Origin of the sequence: Streptomyces thermospinosisporus (assembly GCF_039526425.1) — a bacterium.
Classification (GTDB): domain Bacteria; phylum Actinomycetota; class Actinomycetes; order Streptomycetales; family Streptomycetaceae; genus Streptomyces; species Streptomyces thermocarboxydovorans.
The window spans coordinates 57,736-81,972 of sequence record NZ_BAAAIZ010000067.1; the positions used below are offsets into that span (position 1 = coordinate 57,736).

Below are 24,237 nucleotides of genomic sequence, written 5' to 3' on the forward strand. Positions count from 1 at the left end.
GGAGGCGGCCGCCCGTGTGCCGGCCTGTGCCGGGCTGCTCGTCGTCGTACGCGAGATGTCAGCGCTCTTCGCCGGAGGCGTTGCCCGGGGCGGTGAGCCGCTCCGTCTCGTCCTGTATCTCAGCGGCGATCTTCTTGAGTTCCGGCTCGAACTTGCGACCGTGGTGGGCGCAGAAGAGCAGTTCTCCGCCGCTCAGCAGGACGACGCGCAGGTAGGCCTGGGCGCCGCAGCGGTCGCAGCGGTCGGCGGCCGTCAGCGGGCTCGCGGAAGTCAGAACAGTAGTCACGTCGCCTCTTCTCTAGCTCGACGAGCTGTCGTACCAGGGTCAACATCCAACCAGCCCCAAAACGTTCCCGCTCGTGGCTTTCTCTCGAAAAAATCTTCCGAGACGGCTGGCTGTTGCCGGTTGGCGGCGAATGTGCCGTATTGCGTGTCTCTGTGTCGTACGGATTCGCGTCGTATTCGGTGGTCGGCCCTCCCGGCTGGGTTGCCGGTTGTTCATGAGGACGTGCCCGGAGCCTAAATGGTTCATGCCCGGAAGGGAACGTGATGTGTGCTTCACTCCATCGAGGGATCGAACAAGTATACGACTCGGGACTATGCTGTGGTCAGTCGAGGGTGGCGTTACAACGGCTCTACCAGGCCTCGGTACCCTCCTACCGGTGACTGAAGCGGTGCCCTTACCCACGAGGGCCCCAACTGAAATTCAGCGAGGAGCGAACCGCGTGACCGCCGAGACGTCCGTGCCGTCCACAGCGCTGCTGGCAGGAGCAGACCGCGACGGTTCCAACTACACCGCGCGGCACCTGCTCGTCCTCGAGGGGCTCGAGGCCGTGCGGAAGCGCCCCGGCATGTACATCGGATCCACCGACAGCCGCGGTCTGATGCACTGCCTCTGGGAGATCATCGACAACTCCGTGGACGAGGCCCTCGGCGGATACTGCGACCGCATCGAGGTGATCCTGCACGACGACGGCTCGGTGGAGGTCCGGGACAACGGCCGCGGCATCCCCGTGGACGTCGAGCCCAAGACCGGCCTGTCCGGCGTCGAGGTCGTGATGACCAAGCTGCACGCCGGCGGCAAGTTCGGCGGCGGCTCCTACGCGGCCTCCGGCGGCCTGCACGGCGTCGGCGCCTCCGTGGTCAACGCCCTCTCCGCCCGCCTGGACGTCGAGGTGGACCGCGGCGGGCACACCCACGCCATCAGCTTCCGCCGGGGCGTGCCCGGAGAGTTCTCCGGCCCCGGGCCGGACGCGAAGTTCGAGGCCAAGAGCGGGCTGCGCAAGATCAAGAAGATCCCCAAGAGCCGCACCGGCACCCGCGTGCGCTACTGGGCCGACCGGCAGATCTTCCTCAAGGACGCCAAGCTCTCCCTGGAGAACCTGCACGCCCGCGCCCGCCAGACCGCCTTCCTGGTGCCCGGCCTGACCATCGTCGTCCGCGACGAGTACGGGCTCGGCGAGGGCGGCAGCAAGGGCGAGGAGTCCTTCCGCTACGACGGCGGCATCAAGGACTTCTGTGAGTTCCTGGCCTCCGACAAGCCCATCTGCGACACCCTCCGCTTCACCGGCCAGGGCACCTTCAAGGAGACCGTCCCGGTGCTCGACGAGCGCGGGCAGATGACCCCCACCGAGGTCACCCGCGAACTCGGTGTGGACGTGGCGCTGCGCTGGGGCACCGGCTACGACACCACCGTCAAGTCCTTCGTCAACATCATCGCCACCCCCAAGGGCGGCACCCATGTCGCCGGCTTCGAGCAGGCCGTCACCAAGACGCTGAACGAGGTGCTGCGGGCCAAGAAGCTGCTGCGCGTCGCCGAGGACGACATCGTCAAGGACGACGCGCTGGAGGGCCTCACCGCGGTCGTCACGGTGCGCCTCGCCGAGCCGCAGTTCGAAGGTCAGACCAAGGAGGTCCTCGGCACCTCCGCGGCCCGCCGCATCGTGAACAATGTGGTCTCCAAGGAGCTCAAGGCGTTCCTGACCTCCAGCAAGCGGGACGCCGCCCAGCAGGCCCGGGCCGTCCTGGAGAAGGCCGTCGCCGCGGCCCGCACCCGCATCGCGGCCCGCCAGCACAAGGACGCCCAGCGCCGCAAGACGGCCCTGGAGTCCTCCTCGCTGCCCGCCAAGCTCGCCGACTGCCGCAGCGACGACGTCGACCGCAGCGAGCTGTTCATCGTCGAGGGCGACTCCGCGCTCGGCACGGCCAAGCTCGCCCGGAACTCCGAGTTCCAGGCGCTGCTGCCGATCCGGGGCAAGATCCTCAACGTCCAGAAGTCGTCCGTCACGGACATGCTGAAGAACGCCGAGTGCGGCGCGATCATCCAGGTCATAGGAGCCGGCTCCGGGCGGACCTTCGACATCGACGCGGCCCGCTACGGCAAGATCATCATGATGACCGACGCCGATGTGGACGGCTCCCACATCCGCACCCTGCTGCTGACCCTGTTCCACCGCTACATGCGCCCGATGGTCGAGGCCGGCCGGGTGTTCGCCGCGGTGCCGCCGCTGCACCGGATCGAGATCGTCCAGCCCAAGAAGGGCCAGGACAAGTACGTGTACACGTACTCGGACCGGGAACTGCGCGACAAGCTCATGGAGTTCCAGAGCAAGGGCATCCGCTACAAGGACTCCATCCAGCGCTACAAGGGCCTCGGCGAGATGGACGCCGACCAACTGGCCGAGACCACCATGGACCCGCGCCACCGCACGCTGCGCCGGATCAACCTCACCGACCTGGAGGCCGCCGAGAAGGTCTTCGAGCTCCTCATGGGCAACGAGGTCGCCCCGCGCAAGGAGTTCATCTCCAGCTCGGCCGCCACGCTGGACCGCTCGCGCATCGACGCCTGACCGCCGCACGGGGCCGTTGCCGGGCGCAACGGCCCCCGTGACCAGCACGACGCGTCACCTGATGGGGTGAAGGCGCCGGGGAAGAAGAGTCAGGGATCTTCCCGTTCTGTCCATCCTTGGACATGCAGTCAAGCAATGGACGGCCCGGCGTTCCGTCACGGGACGCCGAGTACGACGACCCGTGGTACGACGCCCTCGCCGCGGGCTGGGGCGAGTCCGCCGAACCGCCCGCGCCGGTGCCCCCGGCGCGGGCGGGGGACGCAGCCGCCGCCGACCCCGCCGACGTGTATCTCCAGGTCCAGCGCAGCGCGGCCTTCCAGGAGGTCCGCAGCCGCTACCGCAGGTTCGTCGTCCCCGGCGTCGTCGCCTTCCTCGTCTGGTACGTGGCTTATGTCGTCACCGCCACCACCGCGCCGGAGCTGATGGCCCGGCAGGTCACCGGAGCGGTCAACGTGGCCATGCTGGCAGGACTCGGACAGTTCCTCACCACCTTCCTGCTGACCTGGGCCTACGCACGCCACGCCAGGCTCCGCCGGGACCGGGCCGCGCTGGACCTGCGCTGGGACACCCAGGAGCTGTCGCGCTCCAGAGGCGGTGCCGCATGACGGGTGACCACCAGACCCTGGCCCTGCTGCTGTTCAGCGCGTTCGTCGCGATCACCCTCGCCATCACCACCTGGGTGAGCCGGCACCGGCAGGGCTCGGCGGAGGAGTTCTACGCGGGCGGGCGGCTCTTCACCCCGATGGAGAATGGTTTTGCCATCGCGGGCGACTACATGTCCGCCGCCTCCTTCCTCGGCATCTCCGGACTCATCGCCCTGGTCGGCTACGACGGGATGCTCTACTCCGTGGGCTTCCTGGTCGCCTGGCTGGTCGTGCTCTTCCTCGTCGCCGAGCTGGTGCGCAACTGCGGCCGGTTCACCCTCGCCGACGTCGTCGCGTCCCGCATGCGCGAGCGGCCGGTGCGGATCGCCGCGGGCACCTCCTCGGTCACCGTGTCCGTGCTCTACCTGGTGGCGCAGATGGTGGGCGCCGGCAGCCTGGTCGCGCTGCTGCTCGGCGGCAGCAGCGAGGCGGCCCGCGCCTGGACCGTCATCGGCGTCGGAGCGCTCATGGTGATCTATGTGTCGGTGGGCGGCATGCGGGCCACCACCTGGATCCAGATCGTCAAGGCGGTCCTGCTGCTCGGCGGCACCGTCGCCCTGACCGTCGGCGTACTGCTGCGCTTCCACGGCGACATCAACCGGCTGCTGTCCACCGCCGCCGAGCGCAGCGGCCACGGCGAGGCCTTCCTGGCCCCCGGCCTGTCCTACGGCGGCGACTGGACCGCCCGCTTCGACTTCATGAGCCTCGGCCTCGCCCTGGTGCTGGGCACGGCCGGTCTGCCGCACATCCTCTCCCGCTTCTACACCGTGCCCACCGCGCGGGCGGCGCGCCGGTCGGTGATCTGGGCGATCGGACTCATCGGCGGCTTCTACCTGATGACCATCGTCCTCGGCTTCGGCGCCGCCGCCATCGTCGGCACCGAGACCGTCCGCACTTCGCACGCCTCCGGCAACACCGCGGTGCCGCTGCTCGCCCTCGACCTGGGCGGCGGCGCCGGCTCCACCGGCGGAACGGTCCTCTTCGCGGTCGTCGCGGCGGTCGCCTTCGCCACCATCCTCGCCGTGGTCGCCGGCATCACCCTCGCCTCCTCGGCGTCCGTCGCCCACGACCTGTACGCCACGCTGCGCCGCCCCGGCGGAAAGCAGCGCAGCGAGGTCGCCGTGGCCAAGGCCGCCGCCGTGGCCATCGGCGCGGTCGCCATCGCCCTCGGCCTGCTGGCCCGCGACCTCAACGTCGCCTTCCTGGTCGGCCTCGCCTTCGCGGTCGCAGCCTCCGCCAACCTGCCCGTGCTGCTGTACTCCCTGTTCTGGCGCGGCTTCACCACCCGGGGTGCCGTCTGGGCCGTCTACGGCGGTCTCGTCCCCTCGGTGCTGCTGGTCCTGCTCTCACCGGTGGTCTCCGGCAGTCCCGAATCCCTCTTTCCCGGCGTCGACTTCCAGCTGTTCCCGCTGCAGAATCCGGGCCTGCTCTCCATCCCGCTCGGCTTCCTCGCCGGCTGGCTCGGCACCGTCACCTCCGACGAGGAACCGGACGCGGCACGCCACGCGGAGACCGAGGTGCGCTCCCTGACCGGGGCCGGGGCGGTGTGAGCACCGGGGGCGTGACCGAGGCGCCGGGCTCGGTGCGAGGACCGGCCGGTGACCAGGGCGCCGGGCGCGCAGCGAGGAACGGCCGGTGACCGGGCACCCGGCCCGGTGTGAGGAACGGCCGGTGACCGGGGCACCCGGCCCTGTGTGAGGAACGGCCGGTGACCGGGCACCCGGCCCTGTGTGAGGAACGGCCGGTGACCGGGGCACCCGGCCCGGTGTGAGGACCGGCACGTCATGGAGACGCACGGCGCCCCCGTCCGTATGTAGGGAGGGCACGGTTCCTTCCCCCGCCCCTATGGGCCGTGTCCCGAGGCGCGGGTCGCCCACACATAACGGTGTTCCGGGCGGCCCGCGTCGCCGTACTTCAGCGTCAGCGTGGCCCGGCCGGTGCGCTCCAGCAGCTTCAGATAGCGCTGCGCGGGCTGCCGGCTCACCCCGGTGAGTCCGGCGATCTCCTGGGCGGACAGCGGCCCTCGGCGTTCATCAGCGACCGCCGCACCAGGTCGGCCGTGGTGGGCGAGTGTCCCTTGGGCAGCTGGGGCTCCCCGGAGGCGGACAGGGCGCCGAAGATGCGGTCCACCTCCGCCTGCTCCGCCTCACCGCCGCCGTCCAGCGTCCGCCGCAGCTCCGCGTACGCCTCCACCTTGGCGCGCAGGCCCGCGAAGGCGAACGGCTTGACCAGGTACTGCAGCGCACCGTGGCGCATCGCCGCCTGCACGGTGGACACGTCCCGTGCCGCCGTCACCATGATCACGTCGGTCTGGTGGCCGCGCCGGCGCATCTCCCGCACGACCGCCAGCCCCGTGTCGTCCGGCAGATAGTGGTCCATCAGCACCAGGTCTGGCACCGGCCGCCGCTCCAGTCCGGCAAGCGCCTCGGCGGCGGAGTGCGCGAGCCCGGCGACATGGAAGCCCGGGACCTTCTCGACATAGGCGGCGTTGACCCGCGCCACCCGGACGTCGTCGTCCACCACCAGGACCTCGATCATCGCGACTCCTCCTCGGCGGCCCCCGGGCCTGCCGTGCCGGACAGGGCGGGCTGCGGCTCGGTGTCCGTCAGCGCCTCCGGCAGGACCACGGTGAACTCGGCACCGCCGCCGGGTGCCTCGCCCACGGTCGCGCTGCCGCCCTGACGCTCGGCGGACCTGCGCACCAGGGAGAGTCCGATGCCGCGCTCGCGGTGCTCCGGCGCCCGCTTGGTGGACCAGCCCTCGGTGAACACCACCTCGCGCTGCTCGGGCGCGATCCCGGGCCCGGTGTCGCGCACCACGAGCACCACCGTTCGCCCCTCGGTGCGCAGCTCGACCTCCACCCGCGCCCCCGGAGTGCCCGCGGTGGCGTCCAGGGCGTTGTCCACCAGGTTGCCCACGACCGTCACCAGCCCCCTGGGGTCGATCAGCCGGTCCGGCAGCCGGGTGCCGTCCGAGACCTTCAGGGCCACACCCCGCTCGGCGGCGACCGTCGCCTTGCCCACCAGCAGCGCGGCGAGCAGCGGGTCACGGATCCTCTCGGTGACCTGCTCGGCGGTGGCCCGGTGATCCCCGACGACCTCGCCGACGAACTCCACCGCCTCCTCGTACATCTCCAGCTCGAGCAGCCCCAGCAGGGTGTGCATGCGGTTGGCGTGCTCGTGGTCCTGGGCGCGCAGCGCGTCGATCAGACCGCGGGTGGAGTCCAGCTCCCGGCCCAGCTGGTCCAGCTCCGTGCGGTCGCGCAGGGTGGCCACGGCGCCGCCGTCGTCGGTCGGCATCCGGTTCGCCACCAGCACGCGGGGCCCGCTCACCGTCAGCAGATCGGTGCCCGTCACCCGGCCCGCCAGCACATCGGCCGTGCGGCCCGCGCCGAGCGCCTCGTCCGGGGTGCGGCCCACGGCCTCGCCGCCGATGTCCAGCAGCCGTTGCGCCTCGTCGTTCAGCAGGCGGATGCGCCCGGCGCGGTCGAGGGCGACGACGCCCTCCCGGATGCCGTGCAGCATGGCCTCCCGCTCGGCCAGCAGGGCAGCGATGTCCGAGAAGGCCAGGTCACGGGTCTGCCGCTGCACCCGCCGGGAGATCAGCCACGCGGCGAGCGCGCCGACGGCCAGCGCGCCGCCCGCATACGCGAGCAGCCCTGGGATCGCCTGGATGAGCCGGGCCCGCACACTGTCGTAGGCGATGCCGACCGAGACCGCCCCGACGATCTCGCCGCTGTCGTCGCGCAGCGGCACCTTGCCCCGTGCGGAGCGCCCCAGGGTGCCCTCGTCGATCTCCATGACCTCGTGGCCGGCCAGGGCCCTGCCCGGGTCGGTCGAGACATGGCCGCCGATCCGGCGCGGGTCGGTGTGCGACCAGCGCACCCCGCGCTTGTCCATCACCACCACGTACTCGGCCCCGGTGGTCTTGCGGATCCGCTCCGCCTCCTGCTGCACCGGCCCGTCCGGCGACGGGGGAGTGCTGCGCAGGTCCTCGGCGATCCGGTCCTGCTGGGCCGTGGTCTGTGCGATCGCCAGCGCGCGGCGCATGGCCTGGTCGTCCAGCTGATCGCCGAGCGGCGCGAGAAACAGCCCGGTCGCCAGCACAGCGACTCCCGCGGCGATCGCCAGCTGCATCAGCAGCACCTGCGAGAACACCCGCCGGGGCAGTCCCAGACGCAGCCGGCGAGCGGGGGGAGTGGCGCTCATGCCCATGACGGTACGTGCGCGGGCGCGAGGCGCCGTAGGGGTGTGGCGTGGATCTCGCCCGACGTTCGCATGCCGACCGCGAGCGGCCCCGGCCCTGCCCCTGCTCAGCTCGCCAGTGCCGCCATCGTCACCTCGTGCAGCGCGACCACGTCCATGCGCGTGGGCGAGCCCAGCACCGAGCCGCAGCTCTCCGGGCGCGGCGGCAGGGACGCACCCTGGGCCACCTCGACGAGCCACCGGCGGCCGTCGGCGTGGGCGACGGTCACCCGCCAGCGCGGAGCCGCGCCGTCCGTCCGCACCACGCGCAGCGCCTCCGCCGCGTACTCGCCCGCCGCCTCGCGCACGGCCAGCTCCGCCGCCTGGCCGGGACGCTCCCAGGCGGAGCTCCCGCGGCAGCCGTCCACCACGACCCTGCCCTCCCGCGCCGCCTGCAGGACCTCCTTGACGGAGTGCGCCTCGGCCCTGCCGTACGCGTAGCCGTACGGCAGCACCAGCACCGTCGGCGCGAAGCGGTGCCCGCCGAGATGCGTCACCTCCCAGACCCCGTCGACACCGGAGGAGACGAGCTCGGCCGCCAGCGGACGCCCGAGCAGTGCGCAGCAGCGGTCGCGCTTGCCGTTGGTGCAGACGAGGGTCAGCGGATCGCCATCGTGCGGCCGGCCGCCGAGCGCCGAGCCGAAGGTGGCGTGCTCGCCCCTGCCGAGCGCGGCGAAGTCGAGGCCGAGGAGCTGCCCGGGATCCGTGGTGGTGGCGGAGTGCAGCCATACGTTCCCCGGAACGATGTGGGCCGCATACACCTGGCGGGTAGCAGGTGCGTGGAAGTCCGCGTGCCGCCCCGGGCGGCGGATCAGCGCGATGCGCACCCCGGTGCCCTGCGCGGCCGCCTCCAGGGCCCGGCCCAGAGCCGGGTCGAGATGGCTCGACGTCAGCGCCTTTGCACCCCAGGGTCCTGGCTGCTCCAGCAGCAGCCAGGTCCTCGCGGTCGCCGCGGTTCCCGCGACGGGCTCGTCGAGCTCGCGGGAGACGGTTGAGCACGTACTCACAGAGGTGAGCCTAACCTGACTTGCTCCGGCGTGCCGTGGCACCCCACCGTGTCCCCGGCCGGGGCCGCCCGAGGGAGCGGCACCCGGGTCAGGAGACGGCCGACTTCCGTTCGTGCTCGGCGAGCGGTGGGCCCTGCAGGAGCGGCTTCCTCGGGCCGAACAGCATGGGGACGAGCATGTCCCGGGAGAGGAAGCGGGTCGGCGGCTTCTCCAGGCTCATGACGTCGAGCAGAGCCGTCATGGCGCGGGGGTTGCGGGCGCCGGTGACCACGGCCCGGTCGACGAGGCGTGCGAGGAACCTCTCCAGGGCGGTGGGCGGCGAGTCCGTGGCGCCGGGGTAGAAGGCGTCCTGCCCCACCGCCAGGTCCCAGGCGGCGGCGACGGGACGGGCCGCGGCGCGCTGGAGGAGGCGTGCGGTGCCGGGGGCCGTGATGCGGTGGTCACGCAGCACGCTGCGGACGGCGAGGGCGCACTGGGCGGCGACGGTCAGACCGTGCCCGTAGACGGGGTTGTAGCCGGCGACGGCGTCACCGAGAACGGTGAACCCGTCGGGCCACCGGCGGAGTTTCTCGTAGTAGCGACGGCGGTTGGCGGTGGAGCGGGTGGTGACGACGTCGCTGAGCGGTTCGGCGGCCTTCAGCAGTTCGCCGATGACGGGGTCGCCGAGTCCGAGCGCGAAGTCGAGGAACCCGTCGGGGTCGGCGGGGGGTTCACCACCTCGGGATCCGGCGAGGGTGACGATCCAGCGACCGCCCTCGACGGGGAGGATGACGCCGCCCTGGCCCGGGGGCTTGGCGGGGTTGGCCTGGACGTTGATGAGCGGGAAGTCCGTGTCGGCGGTGCTGCCGGGGGCGCGGTAGAGGCGGGTGGCGTAGGCGATGCCGGCGTCGACCTCGCGTTCGGCGACCTGCGGGAGGCCCAGGCCGGTGAGCCAGCGGTGGGCGTGGGAGCCGCGGCCGGAGGCGTCGACGACCAGATCGGCGGTCAGGGTGGTCTCCTGCCCGCCGCTGCGTATCCGGACGCCGGTGATGCGGTCGGCGTCGCCCGCCAGGCCCAGGACGGTGGTGTCCTGACGGACGGTGACGTGGTCGCGGGTCAGGACGTGCTGTCGGGTGACGTGGTCGAGGAGGTCGCGGGAGCAGACCAGATTGCGGTGGTGGCCGTGCTCGAAGCGGCGGAACCAGACCTCGTTGGGCGCGCGGGAGACCATGTCGGCCATCACGCGGATCAGCCGGCCCCCGTGGGCCACGACGTCCTCGACGAGACCGGGCAACAGGTCCTGGAGGGCGAGCACCCCTCCGCTCCACACGAGATGAGCGTGCCGCGCCTGGGGCACGCCCCGCCGGGGCGCCGGGCCGTCGGGGAGCATGTCGCGTTCGACGAGGATGACGTCGGCGTGGTCGGCGAGTGCGGCCGCGGCGAACAGGCCCGTGGAGCTGGCGCCGATGACGACGGCGGTGGGCCGGCAGGTGGCTGTGTCAGGCATGTGCGTTCACGCTTTCTGTGCTGGTCACCCGCTGGCGGATGCGGTCGAGGGTGCGGGGCCGGTACAAGGACCGGGAGATGTCGTCGATGTGGTCGGTGACGGCGGGGCCGATCTGCGAGGGCAGGTCGCTCGTGCTGCGAGGGGTGCCCGCGCGGTACGCCTCGACGGCTGCGCGGATGGCGACGGCACCCGCGATGCCGCGTGCCCGGGCCGGGTCGTGCCCGGCCGCCGCCACGGCGTGGACGCGTTCGTACAACGCGGGGTCGAAATAAGGGGCGAGCAGACGGAGGGCGTCATGGATGCGTTGCTGACGCTGCATCAGACGCAGGTCCAGAGGCGCCCACCAGCCGAACCGGGCGGGTGCGGCGGCCGGCCGGACGACGCGGACCGTGCGCCACAGGGGGCGCAGCCGCAGGTGCTCGCGCTGGTCGCGGCTCCACGTCCGCAGAAAGGGCCCGACCTGCGGAACCAGGAAGCCCAGCGCCACCAGGCAGGCCTGGGTCAGCGCGAAGGGGGGAGCCACATGGGTGCTCAGGATGTCCAGGTCGTTGCCGGTCCAGCGGGCTGCGACGGCGATCAGCTTGCACGCGTCGAAGACGAGCCCGGTGGCGTACCCGGCTTGCAGCAGCACGACCCCCCACTTGATCCACCGGTTGGAGATCTCGGAGAACCAGGTCCACAGCATGGAGGCGGTGACCAGGCACGACACCATGTGGGCCAGCACGTAGAGCAGGGTGTGCTCCCGCATCCACGGGGTGGTGGCGTAGTAGGTGTCGAGGTCGTAGACCCGCGGCTCGGGCACGTCGGCCAGGAGGAACGTCACCCACAGGGCGACGATGACGCCTCCGTAGATGCAGTAGATCGCGATCATGCGCCGCCGGCGTCGTTCGGAGGGCGCCTCCCGCCACCGGATGATCATGATGAGGGCCGCCGCGCAGAACCCGGTGAGGAAGCTGTAGGCCCACGGTGCCGCGATGTTCGGGACTCCGGTCCAGACGTTCAGCCGGTGGATGTTGACCGGGGTGATGACGACGAGGACGGCCGTGGCGCAGGCGAGCAGCGCGGTCGTCGCCCGGATGTGAGGGTCGCGCCAGGCCCGCAGCAGCGTGGGGAATTTGCAGAGCAGCGCCAGCGCCAGGAGCAGCGTCGGTACGGTGTAGGGGATGTGGATGCGGGGGCTCATCGGATGATGCGCCCGCCCCGGCCGAGCAGCGACAGATTGAGCCGGCCCTCGACGGTGGTGGGATTGACGGGATCCTGTGCGTAGCGCCCCGTCATCCAGGTGCGCACCTCACGGCCGAACAGCAGCCCGAAGGTCTCGGCGGTGACCTCGTGGTCGTCCACGGACCCGGCGCGGGCGGCCACGGCCAGCAGGGCCTCGCGGGATACTTCCCCGGTGGTGAGAATCTGCTCCACCGCCCGCTGAACCGCGTCGGAGGGCTGGTCGGTGAGGGCGCGCGCCGCAGCGGGCATCCCGGCGACGTGGTGCCCGCAGTCGCCCTGCTCCTCGTGCCACAACTCGTGTCCGAGAATCACGAGCTGTGCCTCGGGCACCGTGTTCCCCTCGACCACGATGATGGTGCTCTCCCCGAGGTCGAGGCGCATCCCGGAGACGGGTATGTCCGCCGGGAAGGCACGGAACAGCAGTTGGATCGGGCGGCCCGTTCGTGCGCTCATCGCCTGGCAGAACGCACGCATGACGACCCGTGGTTCGGCGGGTCGTTGTACGAACCTGCTCGCCTCCTTCCCGAGCGCGGCGAGCAGGGACTTCATTAATCGGGTGCTCAACGTGCGGTGCCTCCCTCCGGTGGCAGGACGGACTTGATCACACCCTCGAGGAGGGTCTCGAGCTGCTCGGGCGTCAGACAGCCGTGCGAGCGCAGGTCCGTGGCCCGCACGCCGTACTTCCGCAGCAGGGCCTGGACCGGGTCGGACGCGGGATTCTCGTACTTCTCCAGCAGCGGCAGCAGGGTCCGGTTCAGCGCGTCGGCCGCGGGTGCGGTGAAGAAGACCTCTCCTCCAACGACGTCGAAGAAGTCGGCGAGGCCGTGCAGGAGCGGCACATTGGGCAGCTTCTCGCCCTTGAGCAGTTTGCGGGCCCAGACCTGGGAGATGCCGAGGCGGGCCGCGATCTCGGAGACCAGATCGCCAGGCCTCCTGCCGGTGCGGACCACATGGGCCTCGGCGAGCGTCCTGATGCGCTCACAGACGCGTTCCTCCACCGTGTCGGCAGGTCCCTCCTCACCGTGCAGCAGAGCGCGCACCACGTGCTCGGGAAGGGCCGTCCGGGCAGCCAGGTCCGCAGGATCGAGGCCGTCCTCTCCGACGTGCGCCCTCAGTCGCCGGAGTGTCTCAGCCAGCGGGTGCTCCACCGATCCGCTCCCGGGTGTGTGACGGTGTCGATCGCACAGTACGCGGCGAGCCCATGGCGTTCAAACGATTGTTTCGTCGTGAGAAAGGACCGTTACGGTCGACGGGCGGGCTGTGGCACGTCGGCCGACGCGATGTTCTCTGCCCAAGTGGGCGCGGACACCTGCGAGGGGACCCTAAGATTCCGTCAAGTTTCAGCCCTTTGTTCTCGTTGTTAACAGGGGCGATGTGGGTGCTGCTCGCGCGGCGAGCAGCACGCTCCAACCAGCGTGTGGGTCCATGATTGCCCCAGGGCGACCGCAGCATGGCGAGACGCTCGTGCCAAGAACAGAGGAGATTTACAGTGAGTCAGATCATCCGCCGCCTCGGTGTCGCTCCCCGCTTCCGGGGAAGCACCACGGGTGGGACGTGCCCAGACATCTTCGAGCTGGCGAACGGGAAGTTCGCGGTCATCGGCACGGACATGACTGACTCACTGGAGGCCGATCTCCCCGCCGACGCCGTCCGCGCCGACTACGAGCGCATCGTGGTGATCACCCGGGAGACCCTCGTCAGAGCGAAGGCCGACATCCCGGACGCCTGAGGGCTGTTGCCGATGGCGCCGGGACCGCCCGGGGAGGGCGTTCCCGTCCCGGTGGTCAGCGGTCAGTCGCCGGGCAGCACGCCGGTCCGCGCGACCTCGGAGTACCAGCGCGCGGGCGTCGGCGGGCAGCCGGTCGCGCAGGGCCTCCGGCAGCCCGTGGCCGAGGCTGAGGTGGTGGGCGGCGCGCAGCGCGGCGACTGTGCGGCCAGGGGCGTGCACCCCCGAGCCGTAGCCGAGGAAGTCGCTCGGCCTGGGTGCCTACCGCTTCTCCCTCGCCTGTGCCTGGCGCCTGCCCCGTGCGGACGGGGTCACGGGGGCGGACCGATGGTGGGTGGCCGGTGGGGGTGGCGTTCACCGGCCTTCGCCCGGGGAGGGGGCGGGTACCGCTGATCGGGCGGCATGCCGCGGATCCGTTCCGGCAGCGCGTGGAGAATCGTTCACTCGTCGGCGGGCGGCGGTTCCCCGACCACCCACCACTCGTCGGTGTCCGCCTCCTCGAGCTGCAGCAGCAGATGGTCGACGAGCGCGCCGAGCTCGGCCTCCTCGGTCCCCGTGAGGCTCGCCCTGAGGTGCCGGGTGGCGTACCAGTACTCCCGGACGACCGGGTTCTGGAACATGGCCCGTACGTGCTGGAAGAACTCCTCGCGGGTGAGATTGCCGATGCGGTGGTAGCAGAGGAGGTTGGTGTAGAGGGCGTTGGCGAAGAGGTACTGGCGCCGCCGCTGGGGGCTGACGGGTGTGTCGTAGATGTCCAGGACTTCGGTCAGGTCCGGGTCGTCCATCGCCTTGCTCAGCAACTCCCAGTGCTGGCGCTGCTGCCAGGCCAGGTTGGACCGCTGCTGCGCCCGCGCCTGCTCCTCCAGTTCCTCCACGCGCTGGCGCATCGTCTCCATGGCGTGCCGTTGGGCGGCGATGGCCGCGAGTGCACCCGCGGCCATGAGCAGAGCGCCCGCGGCGGCGGAGCGCAGCATCTGAAACCCCACATTCTGTGTGGCCATGTCAAAAACCCCAGGCGGCCGTCCGCCGGTCGTCGGATGCAGGGTGGGCGGGCAGGACCGGCGAGCGATGGGCGGCGCTTGCCACCTTCCAGGGTGCCGAGCGGCTCTGATCGGCAGGAAGGCGGAGAGGAGGCGCACGGATGGATGCGAGGGTCGCACAATCCGGCTCCTTGCCCAACGTCTGCCCAGTAAATGCTGCTAACAATCGTTCACTGGGCCGCTGTTCTTACGGCTCGTATCCTGGGGCGTCAGCCAATCCTGAAGTCTTTGCGCCGGTTCGGCGCCGGGGTGCGCGTAGGTGGAAGAGGGGTCGCGTGGTGGAGCGGAGCAGCGGTCGGCAGATTCCGGTCGTGGTCTTGACCGGGTTCCTCGGCTCCGGGAAGACCACGCTGCTGAACCATCTTCTCCACCACCGCGGCGGCAGCCGTATCGGCGCGCTGGTGAACGACTTCGGGGCGATCGAGATCGACGCCATGGCGGTGGCCGGGGCGCTCGGGGACTCGACCGTCTCCCTGGGCAACGGCTGCCTGTGCTGCGCCGTCGACAGCAGCGAACTGGACACCTACCTCGAACGGCTCGCCCGCCCCTCCGCCGGGATCGATGTGATCGTGATCGAGGCCAGTGGCCTGGCCGAGCCGCAGGAGCTGGTGAGGATGGTGCTCGCCAGCGAGAACCCCGGCATCGTCTACGGCGGGCTGGTGGAGGTCGTGGACGCCGCCGAGTTCGACGAGACCCGAGCCCGGCACCCGGAGATAGACCGCCACCTCGCACTCGCCGATCTCGTCGTCGTGAACAAGCTCGACCGGGCGGCGGACGCGGACCGGGTTCTCGAAGCCGTCCGCTCGCTCGCCGACCGCGCCCCCGTGGTGCCCGCCACCTACGGCCGCATCGACCCCGAGTTCCTCTTCGACTGCCGTCCCGCCACCGAGCGCATCGGGCAGCTTTCCTTCGACGACCTGCCCCGGCACGAGGACGAGGAGCCCGATCACGCCGGGCATCTGCACACGGAGTACGACAGCCTGTCGTTCGTCTCGGGCGAGCCGCTCGATCCGCGGCGGACGATGGACTTCCTCGACAGCCGGCCCGAGGGGCTGTACCGGATCAAGGGGTACATCGACTTCGGGCCGTACGACACCCGCAACCGCTACGAGGTGCACGCGGTCGGGCGGTTCCTGCGCTTCTACCCGGAGCCCTGGCCGGCCGGGGCGGAGCGGCTCACCCAGCTCGTGCTCATCGGGACCGGCATCGACACGGGGAAGCTCCGCAAGGAGCTGGAGGCGTGCACGAGCGGCGCCCCACCGGCCGACGAGCACGGCATGTGGGGCGTGCTGCGATACGTGCAGGCGCCGGAGGACGGTCAGGCGCCGGAGGCGACCGGTTCGGAGCCTGTGGACGACTGGGAGCCGACGGGACCGGACGAGCCGGCCTGAGGGCAAGGAGGCTGAGGGCAAGGAGGCTGAGGGCAAGGAGGAGTGATCGGCCGGACCGGCCGCCACGGAGCCGTCGCTCGCCCCGTGCGGCCGGTCCGCCCGTCGCCTCAGTCGGCCCGCACGCCCTACTGCACAGGTCCCGCGATCACCGCGACCGTCTTGCCCAGCGACGTGCCCGAACCGTCGCGCCGGGGGTCCAGTTCCGGCAGGGCCACCGGGGAGCCGTTCTTCTGGGCCGCGCGGGCCGGGGCGGGGCCCGCCCAGGCCAGGGAAAGGCAGTCCTCGCCCTTCAGGAACCGCTGGCAGCGCACACCGCCGGTGGCGCGGCCCTTGCGCGGGAACTGGTCGAACGGGGTCAGCTTGGCCGTGGTCTGCACCGAGTCGTCCAGTGTGCCGCGGGAGCCCGCGACGGTGAACACCACCGCGTCCTTGGACGGGTCGACGGCGGTGAAGCTGATGACCCGCGCGCCCTGGCCGAGCTTGATGCCCGCCACGCCGCTCGCCTGGCGGCCCTGCGGACGCACCTGGGAGGCCTGGAACCGCAGCAGCTGGGCGTCGTCGGTGATGAAGACGAGGTCCTCCTCGCCGGTGCGCAGCTCGGCCGCGCCGACGACCCGGTCGCCCTCCTTGAGGGTGATGACCTCCAGCTCGTCCTTGTTGGCCGGGTAGTCGGGCACCACGCGCTTGACCACGCCCTGCTCCGTGCCGAGCGCCAGGCCCGGCGAGGACTCGTCGAGGGTGGTCAGGCACAGGACCTCCTCGTCGTCCGCCAGGGAGACGAACTCCGCCAGCGGCGCCCCGCCGGAGAGGTTCGGCGTGGCCATGTCCTCGGGCAGCTGGGGCAGATCGACCACGTCGAGGCGGAGCAGGCGGCCCGCCGAGGTGACCACACCGACCTCGCCGCGTGCGGTGGCCGGCACCGCGGAGACGATCACGTCGTGCTTGACCCGCTTGGCGCCCGCGTCCGCCGGGAACGGCCGGTCGTCCGCCGTGCGGGCCAGCAGGCCGGTCGAGGACAGCAGCACCCGGCACGGGTCGTCCGCCACCTGCAGCGGAACCGAGGCGGACGGGGTCGCGGCCGACTCCAGCAGCAGCGTGCGCCGGTCGTCGCCGAACTTCTTCGCCACCGCGGCCAGTTCCGCCGAGACCAGCTTGCGCAGCTCCGCGTCCGACTCCAGGATCCGGGTCAGCTCCTCGATCTCCGCGGTCAGCCGCTCCTTCTCCGCCTCCAGCTCGATCCGGTCGTACTTGGTCAGGCGGCGCAGCGGCGTGTCGAGGATGTACTGGGTCTGGACGTCGCTCAGCCCGAACCGCTCGATCAGGCGCTCCTTGGCCTGCGCGGAGTTCTCGCTGGAGCGGATCAGGCGGATGACCTCGTCGATGTCCAGCAGGGCGGTGAGCAGGCCCTCGACCAGGTGCAGCCGGTCCCGCTTCTTGCCGCGGCGGAACTCCGAGCGGCGGCGCACCACGTCGAAGCGGTGGTCGAGATAGACCTCCAGCAGCTCCTTCAGGCCCAGGGTGAGCGGCTGGCCGTCCACCAGGGCCACGTTGTTGATGCCGAAGGACTCCTCCATGGGCGTCAGCTTGTACAGCTGCTCCAGGACCGCCTCCGGCACGAAGCCGTTCTTGATCTCGATGACCAGGCGCAGCCCGTGCTCGCGGTCGGTGAGGTCCTTGACGTCCGCGATGCCCTGCAGCTTCTTGGCGTTGACCAGGTCCTTGATCTTGGCGATCACTTTCTCCGGGCCGACCGTGAACGGCAGCTCGGTGACGACCAGGCCCTTGCGGCGCGGCGTCACGTTCTCCACGCTGACCGTGGCGCGGATCTTGAAGCTGCCACGGCCCGTCTCGTAGGCGTCGCGGATCCCGGACAGGCCGACGATCCGGCCGCCCGTGGGCAGGTCGGGGCCGGGGACGTGCTTCATCAGGGCGTCGAGGTCGGCGTTCGGATGCCGGATCAGATGCCGGGCGGCCGCGATCACCTCGCGCAGATTGTGCGGCGGCATGTTGGTTGCCATGCCGACGGCGATGCCCGAGGCGCCGTTGACCAGCAGGTTCGGGAAGGCGGCGGGCAGCGCCACCGGCTCGCGCTCCTGGCCGTCGTAGTTGGGCGCGAAGTCGACGGTGTCCTCGTCGATGGACTCCGTCATCAGGCCCGTGGCCTCGGTCATCCGGCACTCGGTGTACCGCATGGCGGCGGGCGGGTCGTCGTTGCCCAGCGAACCGAAGTTGCCGTGGCCGTCCACCAGCGGCACCCGCATGGAGAAGGGCTGCGCCATGCGCACCAGGGCGTCGTAGATCGACGCGTCACCGTGCGGGTGCAGCTTGCCCATGACCTCGCCGACGACGCGGGCGCACTTCACATAGCCGCGGTCGGGGCGCAGCCCCATCTCGTTCATCTGGTAGACGATGCGGCGGTGCACCGGCTTGAGACCGTCGCGCGCGTCCGGCAGGGCGCGGGAGTAGATGACCGAGTACGCGTACTCGAGGAAGGAGCCCTGCATCTCGTCGACGACGTCGATGTCGAGGATCTTCTCCTCGTACGGCTCGTCGGGCGGCGGGGTCTTCGTGCTGCGGCGGGCCATCGCTGCCGGCTCCTCTTGTTCTGGTCACTCGGGCGTATGACGGATCTGTCGCGGACCATTGTGGACCGCCGTACTGACAACCGGGACGCAGGACCCGGTCTGAGGCCGTCCGGCACGAGCGGGGACGGCGGCGCGAGAAGAGTACGCGCACCGGCCGCGGGTGCATCCGCGCGGCACCGGCTCAGCCGTCCCGGCGCCCCCGGCTCGGCCGTCTCTACGCCTTCGGCTCAGCCGTCCCGGCGCCCCCGGCTCGGCCGTCTCTACGCCTTCGGCTCAGCCGTCCCGGCGCCCCCGGCTCAGCCGCCTCTACGCCCCCGGCGGCCACTTCCGCCCCACTGCTCACCCGGGGCTGCTCGCTCTGGGCGAATCCCGGCCGCCGCGGGAACGCCACCGGCTCCTCGCGCGCTTGCATACAGTGGCAGGACCGGCAGAAACGGCGGTCCGGCACGCACCGCCTCCGCGATCGAAGGGACGTACATGCCCATGGGTCACACGGCCACAGCCCAGGCAGGCTCCGGCGGCCTGACAGCGACCGAGCACCGCCTGGCCAACGGTCTGCGCGTGGTGCTCTCCGAGGACCACCTGACCCCTGTGGCGGCGGTGTGCCTCTGGTACGACGTCGGTTCACGCCACGAGGTCAAGGGACGTACCGGCCTGGCTCACCTTTTCGAGCACTTGATGTTCCAGGGTTCCGCCCAGGTGAAGGGCAACGGACACTTCGAGCTGATCCAGGGCGCCGGCGGCTCCCTCAACGGCACGACCAGCTTCGAGCGGACCAACTACTTCGAGACCATGCCCGCCCACCAGCTGGAGCTCGCCCTCTGGCTGGAGGCCGACCGCATGGGCTCCCTGCTCGCCGCCCTGGACGAGGAGTCCATGGAGAACCAGCGGGACGTCGTCAAGAACGAGCGCCGCCAGCGCTACGACAACGTCCCCTACGGCACGGCCTTCGAGAAGCTGACCGCCCTCGCCTACCCGGAGGGCCACCCCTACCACCACACGCCCATCGGCTCGATGGCGGACCTGGACGCGGCCACCCTGGAGGACGCCCGCGAGTTCTTCCGCACCTACTACGCGCCGAACAACGCGGTGCTCTCCGTGGTCGGCGACATCGACCCCGAGCAGACGCTGGCCTGGATCGAGAAGTACTTCGGCTCCATCCCCGCGCACGACGGCAAGCCCGAGCCCCGCGACGGCTCCCTGCCCGACGTGATCGGCAAGGAGCTGCGCGAGGTCGTCGAGGAGGAGGTCCCCGCGCGTGCGCTGATGGCCGCCTACCGGCTGCCCCACGACGGCACCCGCGCCTGCGACGCGGCCGACCTGGCGCTCACCGTCCTCGGCGGCGGCGAGTCCTCCCGCTTGTACAACCGGCTGGTGCGGCGCGACCGCACCGCCGTGGCGGCCGGGTTCGGCCTGCTGCGGCTGGCCGGGGCGCCCTCGCTCGGCTGGCTGGACGTGAAGGCCTCCGGCGACGTGGAGGTGCCGGTGATCGAGGCCGCCATCGACGAGGAGCTGGCGCGGTTCGCCGAGCACGGCCCCACCCCCGAGGAGATGGAGCGCGCCCAGGCCCAGCTGGAGCGCGAGTGGCTGGACCGGCTCGGCACGGTCGCCGGCCGCGCCGACGAACTGTGCCGCTACGCCGTCCTGTTCGGCGACCCGCAGCTCGCCCTGACGGCCGTGCAGCGCGTCCTGGACGTGACGGCCGAGGAGGTCCAGGAGGTCGCCCAGGCCCGCCTGCGGCCGGACAACCGCGCGGTGCTCGTCTACGAGCCCGTCGCCACGGAAGACAGCGCCGAGGGCGCGGAGGAAGCCGCTGCCCTCGCCGGCAGCGACGAGATCGAGGAGGCGGCGAAGTGACCGAGCTCGCCACGATGGAGTTCCACCCCCAGCCGCAGGCGGGCGAGGCCAAGCCGTGGGCGTTCCCGGCCCCCGAGCGCAGCACGCTCGGCAACGGCCTGACCGTGCTGCGCTGCCACCGCCCCGGCCAGCAGGTCGTCGCCGTCGAAGTGCTGCTCGACGCGCCCCTGGACGCCGAGCCGGCCGGTCTCGACGGCGTCGCCACGATCATGGCGCGCGCCTTCTCCGAGGGCACCGACAAGCACTCCGCCGAGGAGTTCGCCGCCGAGCTGGAGCGCTGCGGCGCCACCCTGGACGCGCACGCCGACCACCCGGGCGTCCGTCTGAGCCTGGAGGTCCCCGCCTCCCGGCTGGCCAAGGGCCTGGGCCTGATCGCCGACGCGCTCCGGGCGCCCGCGTTCGCCGACAGCGAGGTCGAGCGCCTGGTGCGCAACCGGCTCGACGAGATCCCGCACGAGCTGGCCAACCCCTCCCGCCGTGCCGCCAAGGAGCTCTCCAAGGAGCTGTTCCCGGCCGACTCCCGCATGTCGCGCCCCCGCCAGGGCACCGAGGAGACCGTCGCCGGCATCGACTCCAAGGCCGTACGCGCCTTCTATGACCGGCATGTCCGCCCGGCCACGGCGACCGTGGTGGTCGTCGGCGACCTCACCGGCGTCGACCTCGACGCGCTGCTCGGCGACACGCTGGGCACCTGGACCGGCTCCACGGCCCAGCCGCGGCCCGTCCCGCCGGTGATCGCGGACGACACCGGCCGCGTGGTGATCGTGGACCGCCCCGGCGCCGTCCAGACCCAGCTGCTGATCGGCCGGACCGGCCCCGACCGGCACGACCGCGTCTGGCCCGCGCAGGTGCTGGGCACCTACTGCCTCGGCGGCACCCTCACCTCCCGCCTGGACCGCGTGCTGCGCGAGGAGAAGGGCTACACCTACGGCGTCCGGGCGTTCACCCAGGTCCTGCGGTCCGCGCCGGACGGCACCGGCGCCGCGATGCTCGCCATCAGCGGCTCCGTGGACACCCCGAACACCGGGCCCGCGCTGCAGGACCTGTGGACCGTGCTGCGCACCCTCGCCGCGGAGGGGCTCACCGACGCGGAGCGGGACGTTGCCGTGCAGAACCTGGTCGGGGTGGCGCCGCTGAAGTACGAGACCGCCGCGGCCGTCGCGAGCACCCTCGCCGACCAGGTCGAGCAGCACCTGCCGGACGACTACCAGGCCGAGCTGTACCGGCAGTTGGCCGCCACCGGCACCGTGGAGGCCACCGCCGCGGTGGTGAACGCCTTCCCGGTGGACCGTCTGGTGACCGTGCTCGTCGGTGACGCGGCGCGGATCAAGGCGCCCGTGGAGGCCCTCGGCATCGGTGACGTCACCGTCGTGAGCGCCGAGTAGACGCCCGTGCGGGCGGCGAGTTGACGGTTGGTCGACGGCGCTGACAGCGCGGACACCGGGCGGACGGAGCGCCGGACGCCTCCGCGCGGCACGCGCGGGTGAGCCCTGGTGGCGGAAACGTCACCAGGGCTCACTTATGCCCGGATTGAGGCGGAGGGGGCCTGTCTGCCCTGTGGGATGCGCTACAAAAACCGGGATCCGTTTGGGAATTGAAACTCGCCCCGTTTAGCGTCGTGCGGGCTGTTCGTCAGGCAGTGCGCCGCACCCGCGGCACCGGACAGTCATCGCCGAGTCCCCGTACGGCGCGAGCCAGGGGAGCCGGGGACCCATAGGCAGTCCCTGGGGTGAATCGGACGCCCGCGCGCACCGCGAGGGGGTCCGTAGGAGACCTTCCTGCTCCGAACCCGTCAGCTAACCCGGTAGGCGAGAGGGAAGGAAAGGACCAGTCTGTACATGGCGTTGACCCGCGCCACGGGCAAGCATCGTCGTCCCAGCCGGATCCACCGCGGCACCGCGCGCGCCGCGGGCATAGCGGCCCTCACCGGCACCGGCGTCGTCGGTTCGCTCGCCGCTCCCGCCCTCGCCGCAGAGCCCGCCGCGGCGCAGACCGGCCTCACCCCCGTCATCGACATGGGCGACACGGTCGCCGACCGGATCGACGCCCAGGCCGCCGCCCAGCACGAGGCGGCGCGCGAGGCCGCCGAGGAGGCAGCCCGCAAGGCCGCCGAGGAGGCCGCCCGCAAGAAGGCGGCCAAGGCGGCCGCCGAGGCCCGGGCCGCCAAGGTGCGCGCCGAGCGCGAGGCCGAGCGCAAGCGCCTCAACACCTTCGTCTCCCCGATCGCCGGCTCCTACGTCTCCACCTCCTACCAGGCCGGCGGCGCCGTCTGGTCCTCCGGCAGCCACACCGGCATCGACTTCCACGCCGCGAGCGGCACCCCCGTCCGGTCCGTCGGCAGGGGCACCGTCGTGGAGGCCGGCTGGGGCGGCGCGTACGGCAACCAGGTCGTCATCAAGATGCACGACGGCACCTACACCCAGTACGCCCACCTGTCCTCGATCAGCGTCTCGGCCGGCCAGCAGGTCACCGCGGGCCAGCAGATCGGCAACTCCGGCGCGACCGGCAACGTCACCGGCGCCCACCTGCACTTCGAGGCCCGCACCAGCGCCGAGTACGGGTCCGACATCGACCCGGTCGGCTACCTCCGCGCGCACGGCGTCAAGCTCTGAGAGCACGCCCTTCGTCAAGCTCCGAACTGCGCGCCTCCGCCTTCCCCTTCTGGCCCCGGCTCCCCGAGCCGGGGCTTTCGGCTTCCCCGGGGCCGGGCGAGCCGGGGCTTTCGGCTTCCCCGGGGCCGGGCGCGCCCGGTTGTCCAAAAACAAGTATGAGTTCCGGCTCACCGTCGGAAATTCCTCCGGATTGCAATAGAGTCACGAAACAACACGTCCTTCGTCGGCGTGTCACGGGGATTGAGCCGGAGGTCGGTCATGCGTATTCCCGCGCACTCGGTGTGCACGGCGATCCGGGACGACATCGTCGCCGGTGTATTCGAGCGCGGAAGCCGGCTCACCGAAGAACTCCTCGCCCGCCGCTACGGCGTCTCCCGCGTCCCCGTCCGCGAGGCGCTGCGCACCCTGGAGGCCGAGGGCTTCGTGGTGACCCGGCGGCACGCCGGCGCCTGCGTGGCGGAGCCCACCGAGCAGGAGGCCGCCGACCTGCTGGAGATGCGTCTGCTGCTGGAGCCGCTGGGAGCCGCGCGCGCCGCCCAGCGCCGCACGGACGCCCATCTGAAGGTGCTGCGCGGCCTGGTGCGCCTCGGGCAGGAGCGTGCCCGCCGGGGCAGCAGCGATGAACTGCGCTCTCTCGGCAGCTGGTTCCATGAGACGCTCGCCCAGGCCTCCGGCAGCCAGGCGCTGGCCTCGATGCTGACCCAGCTGCGGCACAAGATCGCCTGGATGTACGCCCTGGACGCACCGGCCGACCCGGCGGAGTACTGGGCGGAGCACGGCGCGATCGTGGACGCCGTGGCGCGCGGCGACGGCGAGCGCGCCCGCTCGCTGACCGCGCAGCACACCGAGCGCACCACCGCCGCGCACCGGCTGCGCGCCGCCCCGGGCGGCGACCGCACCGGCGAGCCTGTGAGGAACACGCAACATGCCGTAAACACGACGAGCGCTCGGAATTAACACGGGGGCCGTATACAAAGAGCGCGGGAAATTCGCGGGGGGATTTTTCTGCTGCCCGGAAAGCCCAATAGCTGTGCCGACGGGGGATCGGCCGCCCGGGGGAAATGAAAAGTGAGGGGTCCGCCCGGCGTCCGGGCGAACCCCTCACTTTGTGCCGCAACCATTCCGTGCGGAGGAATTCAGACGGTCTCGGGAAGCTCCTCGAGGCCCTCGGAGACCAGCTTCGCAAGGCGGTCCAGAGCGGCGTCCGCGCCCTCGGCGTCGGAGGCGAGGACGACCTCCTCGCCGCCCTGGGCGCCCAGCCCCAGCACGGCCAGCATGGAGGCCGCGTTGACGGGGTTGCCCCCGGCCTTGGCGATCGTCACCGGGACGCCTGCGGCCGTGGCGGCTCGGACGAAGATGGAGGCGGGGCGGGCGTGGAGACCCTCGGCCCAGCCGACGTTGACGCGGCGCTCAGCCATGTGTTGCTGCCCTTCGGTGTTCCGGGTTGTCTAGACCAGTTTTCCATATCGTGAGGCATGCCGGGAGCGGCGCCCGCCCTCGGTGCCGCACGGCGGGCCGCCGCGGCCTGGGTCCCGCGTCCGTTTCTCCACAGACTGCCTCGCGCCGTTGCCG

Annotated in this window: 19 protein-coding genes, 2 pseudogenes and 1 riboswitch; of the genes and pseudogenes, 9 read left to right on the plus strand and 12 right to left on the minus strand. The window is 71.6% G+C overall.

Going from position 1 to position 24,237, the window contains the following annotated elements; all coding sequences use genetic code 11:
- Window positions 1–58 precede the first annotated feature (58 nt).
- Complete coding sequence (locus tag ABD207_RS21605; RefSeq protein WP_344014746.1) at window positions 59–286, minus strand: DUF7455 domain-containing protein; 228 nt, start codon at window positions 284–286, stop codon at window positions 59–61.
- 439 nt (window positions 287–725) lie between these two features.
- Here ABD207_RS21605 and ABD207_RS21610 point away from each other — a divergent pair, with 439 nt between their 5' ends.
- From ABD207_RS21610 to ABD207_RS21620, 3 genes are all read left to right on the plus strand, one after another.
- Window positions 726–2,849, plus strand: coding sequence for a DNA gyrase/topoisomerase IV subunit B (locus tag ABD207_RS21610; protein ID WP_344014748.1), 2,124 nt, complete (start codon window positions 726–728; stop codon window positions 2,847–2,849).
- 122 nt (window positions 2,850–2,971) lie between these two features.
- Window positions 2,972–3,454, plus strand: coding sequence for a DUF485 domain-containing protein (locus ABD207_RS21615; RefSeq protein ID WP_344014749.1), 483 nt, complete (start codon window positions 2,972–2,974; stop codon window positions 3,452–3,454).
- Window positions 3,451–5,043 carry a solute symporter family protein gene (locus tag ABD207_RS21620; protein WP_344014750.1) on the plus strand — a complete coding sequence of 531 codons (1,593 nt, stop codon included), beginning with the start codon at window positions 3,451–3,453 and terminating at the stop codon, window positions 5,041–5,043. The genes ABD207_RS21615 and ABD207_RS21620 overlap by 4 nt, the downstream gene beginning before the upstream one ends.
- 293 nt (window positions 5,044–5,336) lie before the next feature.
- On the opposite strand, the pseudogene ABD207_RS21625 reads toward ABD207_RS21620, so the two are convergent.
- The 7 genes and pseudogenes from ABD207_RS21625 to ABD207_RS21655 form a co-directional block, all read right to left on the minus strand.
- Window positions 5,337–6,031 (minus strand): annotated as a pseudogene (locus ABD207_RS21625) (response regulator).
- The gene (locus ABD207_RS21630; RefSeq protein ID WP_344014751.1) at window positions 6,028–7,701 is read right to left on the minus strand and encodes an ATP-binding protein; all 1,674 of its coding nucleotides are present in this window, start codon (window positions 7,699–7,701) and stop codon (window positions 6,028–6,030) included. Before ABD207_RS21630 ends, ABD207_RS21625 begins: the two are co-directional and overlap by 4 nt.
- 104 nt (window positions 7,702–7,805) lie before the next feature.
- Window positions 7,806–8,744: a ferredoxin family protein gene (locus tag ABD207_RS21635; RefSeq protein WP_344014752.1), complete on the minus strand. Its 939-nt coding sequence runs from the start codon at window positions 8,742–8,744 to the stop codon at window positions 7,806–7,808.
- 88 nt (window positions 8,745–8,832) lie between these two features.
- Entirely contained in the window at window positions 8,833–10,230 is a 1,398-nt protein-coding gene (locus ABD207_RS21640; protein WP_344014754.1) for an NAD(P)/FAD-dependent oxidoreductase, read from the minus strand.
- On the minus strand, window positions 10,223–11,413 hold the full coding sequence (locus ABD207_RS21645) for an MAB_1171c family putative transporter (RefSeq protein ID WP_344014755.1): 1,191 nt from the start codon (window positions 11,411–11,413) through the stop codon (window positions 10,223–10,225). The genes ABD207_RS21640 and ABD207_RS21645 overlap by 8 nt, the downstream gene beginning before the upstream one ends.
- Window positions 11,410–12,018 carry a toxin gene (locus tag ABD207_RS21650; RefSeq protein WP_344014756.1) on the minus strand — a complete coding sequence of 203 codons (609 nt, stop codon included), beginning with the start codon at window positions 12,016–12,018 and terminating at the stop codon, window positions 11,410–11,412. The genes ABD207_RS21645 and ABD207_RS21650 overlap by 4 nt, the downstream gene beginning before the upstream one ends.
- Complete coding sequence (locus ABD207_RS21655) at window positions 12,015–12,497, minus strand: hypothetical protein (protein ID WP_344014757.1); 483 nt, start codon at window positions 12,495–12,497, stop codon at window positions 12,015–12,017. The genes ABD207_RS21650 and ABD207_RS21655 overlap by 4 nt, the downstream gene beginning before the upstream one ends.
- A 407-nt stretch (window positions 12,498–12,904) precedes the next feature.
- On the opposite strand from ABD207_RS21655, the gene ABD207_RS21660 reads away from it, so the two are divergent.
- Window positions 12,905–13,183, plus strand: coding sequence for a hypothetical protein (locus ABD207_RS21660; RefSeq protein WP_344014758.1), 279 nt, complete (start codon window positions 12,905–12,907; stop codon window positions 13,181–13,183).
- A 63-nt stretch (window positions 13,184–13,246) separates the two neighbouring features.
- Here the strand turns inward: ABD207_RS21660 and ABD207_RS21665 are convergent.
- Window positions 13,247–13,438 (minus strand): annotated as a pseudogene (locus ABD207_RS21665) (beta-glucosidase); the annotation flags it as partial.
- A 182-nt stretch (window positions 13,439–13,620) separates the two neighbouring features.
- Window positions 13,621–14,181: a DUF6082 family protein gene (locus ABD207_RS21670; protein ID WP_344014759.1), complete on the minus strand. Its 561-nt coding sequence runs from the start codon at window positions 14,179–14,181 to the stop codon at window positions 13,621–13,623.
- A 314-nt stretch (window positions 14,182–14,495) separates the two neighbouring features.
- On the opposite strand from ABD207_RS21670, the gene ABD207_RS21675 reads away from it, so the two are divergent.
- Window positions 14,496–15,611 (plus strand): CobW family GTP-binding protein, encoded by a 1,116-nt coding sequence (locus ABD207_RS21675; protein WP_344014761.1) that lies wholly within the window; start codon window positions 14,496–14,498, stop codon window positions 15,609–15,611.
- Window positions 15,612–15,736: 125 nt separating this feature from the next.
- On the opposite strand, the gene ABD207_RS21680 is transcribed toward ABD207_RS21675, so the two are convergent.
- A complete protein-coding gene (locus tag ABD207_RS21680; protein WP_344014762.1) occupies window positions 15,737–18,196 on the minus strand; it encodes a DNA gyrase/topoisomerase IV subunit A in 2,460 nt (819 codons plus the stop codon).
- 477 nt (window positions 18,197–18,673) lie between these two features.
- Here ABD207_RS21680 and ABD207_RS21685 point away from each other — a divergent pair, with 477 nt between their 5' ends.
- The 4 genes from ABD207_RS21685 (at window position 18,674) to ABD207_RS21700 (ending at window position 23,622) form a co-directional block, all read left to right on the plus strand.
- Entirely contained in the window at window positions 18,674–20,053 is a 1,380-nt protein-coding gene (locus tag ABD207_RS21685; RefSeq protein ID WP_344014763.1) for a M16 family metallopeptidase, read from the plus strand.
- Entirely contained in the window at window positions 20,050–21,438 is a 1,389-nt protein-coding gene (locus tag ABD207_RS21690; RefSeq protein WP_344014764.1) for a M16 family metallopeptidase, read from the plus strand. Before ABD207_RS21685 ends, ABD207_RS21690 begins: the two co-directional genes overlap by 4 nt.
- Window positions 21,439–21,713: 275 nt before the next feature.
- Window positions 21,714–21,879, plus strand: a riboswitch (cyclic di-AMP (ydaO/yuaA leader).
- A 12-nt stretch (window positions 21,880–21,891) separates the two neighbouring features.
- Window positions 21,892–22,665, plus strand: coding sequence for a M23 family metallopeptidase (locus ABD207_RS21695; RefSeq protein WP_344014765.1), 774 nt, complete (start codon window positions 21,892–21,894; stop codon window positions 22,663–22,665).
- Window positions 22,666–22,923: 258 nt separating this feature from the next.
- Complete coding sequence (locus ABD207_RS21700; RefSeq protein ID WP_344014766.1) at window positions 22,924–23,622, plus strand: GntR family transcriptional regulator; 699 nt, start codon at window positions 22,924–22,926, stop codon at window positions 23,620–23,622.
- A gap of 179 nt (window positions 23,623–23,801) precedes the next feature.
- Here the strand turns inward: ABD207_RS21700 and ABD207_RS21705 are convergent, their stop codons facing one another.
- Window positions 23,802–24,083, minus strand: coding sequence for an HPr family phosphocarrier protein (locus tag ABD207_RS21705; protein WP_343997917.1), 282 nt, complete (start codon window positions 24,081–24,083; stop codon window positions 23,802–23,804).
- Window positions 24,084–24,237: the final 154 nt, after the last annotated feature.

What these genes read in the sequence shown, in the direction of transcription:
- ABD207_RS21640 (WP_344014754.1), bottom strand. Translation starts at nt 10,230, where the DNA reads ATGCCTGACACAGCCACCTGCCGGCCCACCGCCGTCGTCATCGGCGCC.
- ABD207_RS21645 (WP_344014755.1), bottom strand. Translation starts at nt 11,413, where the DNA reads ATGAGCCCCCGCATCCACATCCCCTACACCGTACCGACGCTGCTCCTG.
- ABD207_RS21660 (WP_344014758.1), top strand. Translation starts at nt 12,905, where the DNA reads ATGGCGAGACGCTCGTGCCAAGAACAGAGGAGATTTACAGTGAGTCAG.
- ABD207_RS21705 (WP_343997917.1), bottom strand. Translation starts at nt 24,083, where the DNA reads ATGGCTGAGCGCCGCGTCAACGTCGGCTGGGCCGAGGGTCTCCACGCC.
- ABD207_RS21620 (WP_344014750.1), top strand. Translation starts at nt 3,451, where the DNA reads ATGACGGGTGACCACCAGACCCTGGCCCTGCTGCTGTTCAGCGCGTTC.
- ABD207_RS21685 (WP_344014763.1), top strand. Translation starts at nt 18,674, where the DNA reads ATGCCCATGGGTCACACGGCCACAGCCCAGGCAGGCTCCGGCGGCCTG.
- ABD207_RS21700 (WP_344014766.1), top strand. Translation starts at nt 22,924, where the DNA reads ATGCGTATTCCCGCGCACTCGGTGTGCACGGCGATCCGGGACGACATC.
- ABD207_RS21615 (WP_344014749.1), top strand. Translation starts at nt 2,972, where the DNA reads ATGCAGTCAAGCAATGGACGGCCCGGCGTTCCGTCACGGGACGCCGAG.
- ABD207_RS21695 (WP_344014765.1), top strand. Translation starts at nt 21,892, where the DNA reads ATGGCGTTGACCCGCGCCACGGGCAAGCATCGTCGTCCCAGCCGGATC.
- ABD207_RS21670 (WP_344014759.1), bottom strand. Translation starts at nt 14,181, where the DNA reads ATGGCCACACAGAATGTGGGGTTTCAGATGCTGCGCTCCGCCGCCGCG.
- ABD207_RS21680 (WP_344014762.1), bottom strand. Translation starts at nt 18,196, where the DNA reads ATGGCCCGCCGCAGCACGAAGACCCCGCCGCCCGACGAGCCGTACGAG.
- ABD207_RS21630 (WP_344014751.1), bottom strand. Translation starts at nt 7,701, where the DNA reads ATGAGCGCCACTCCCCCCGCTCGCCGGCTGCGTCTGGGACTGCCCCGG.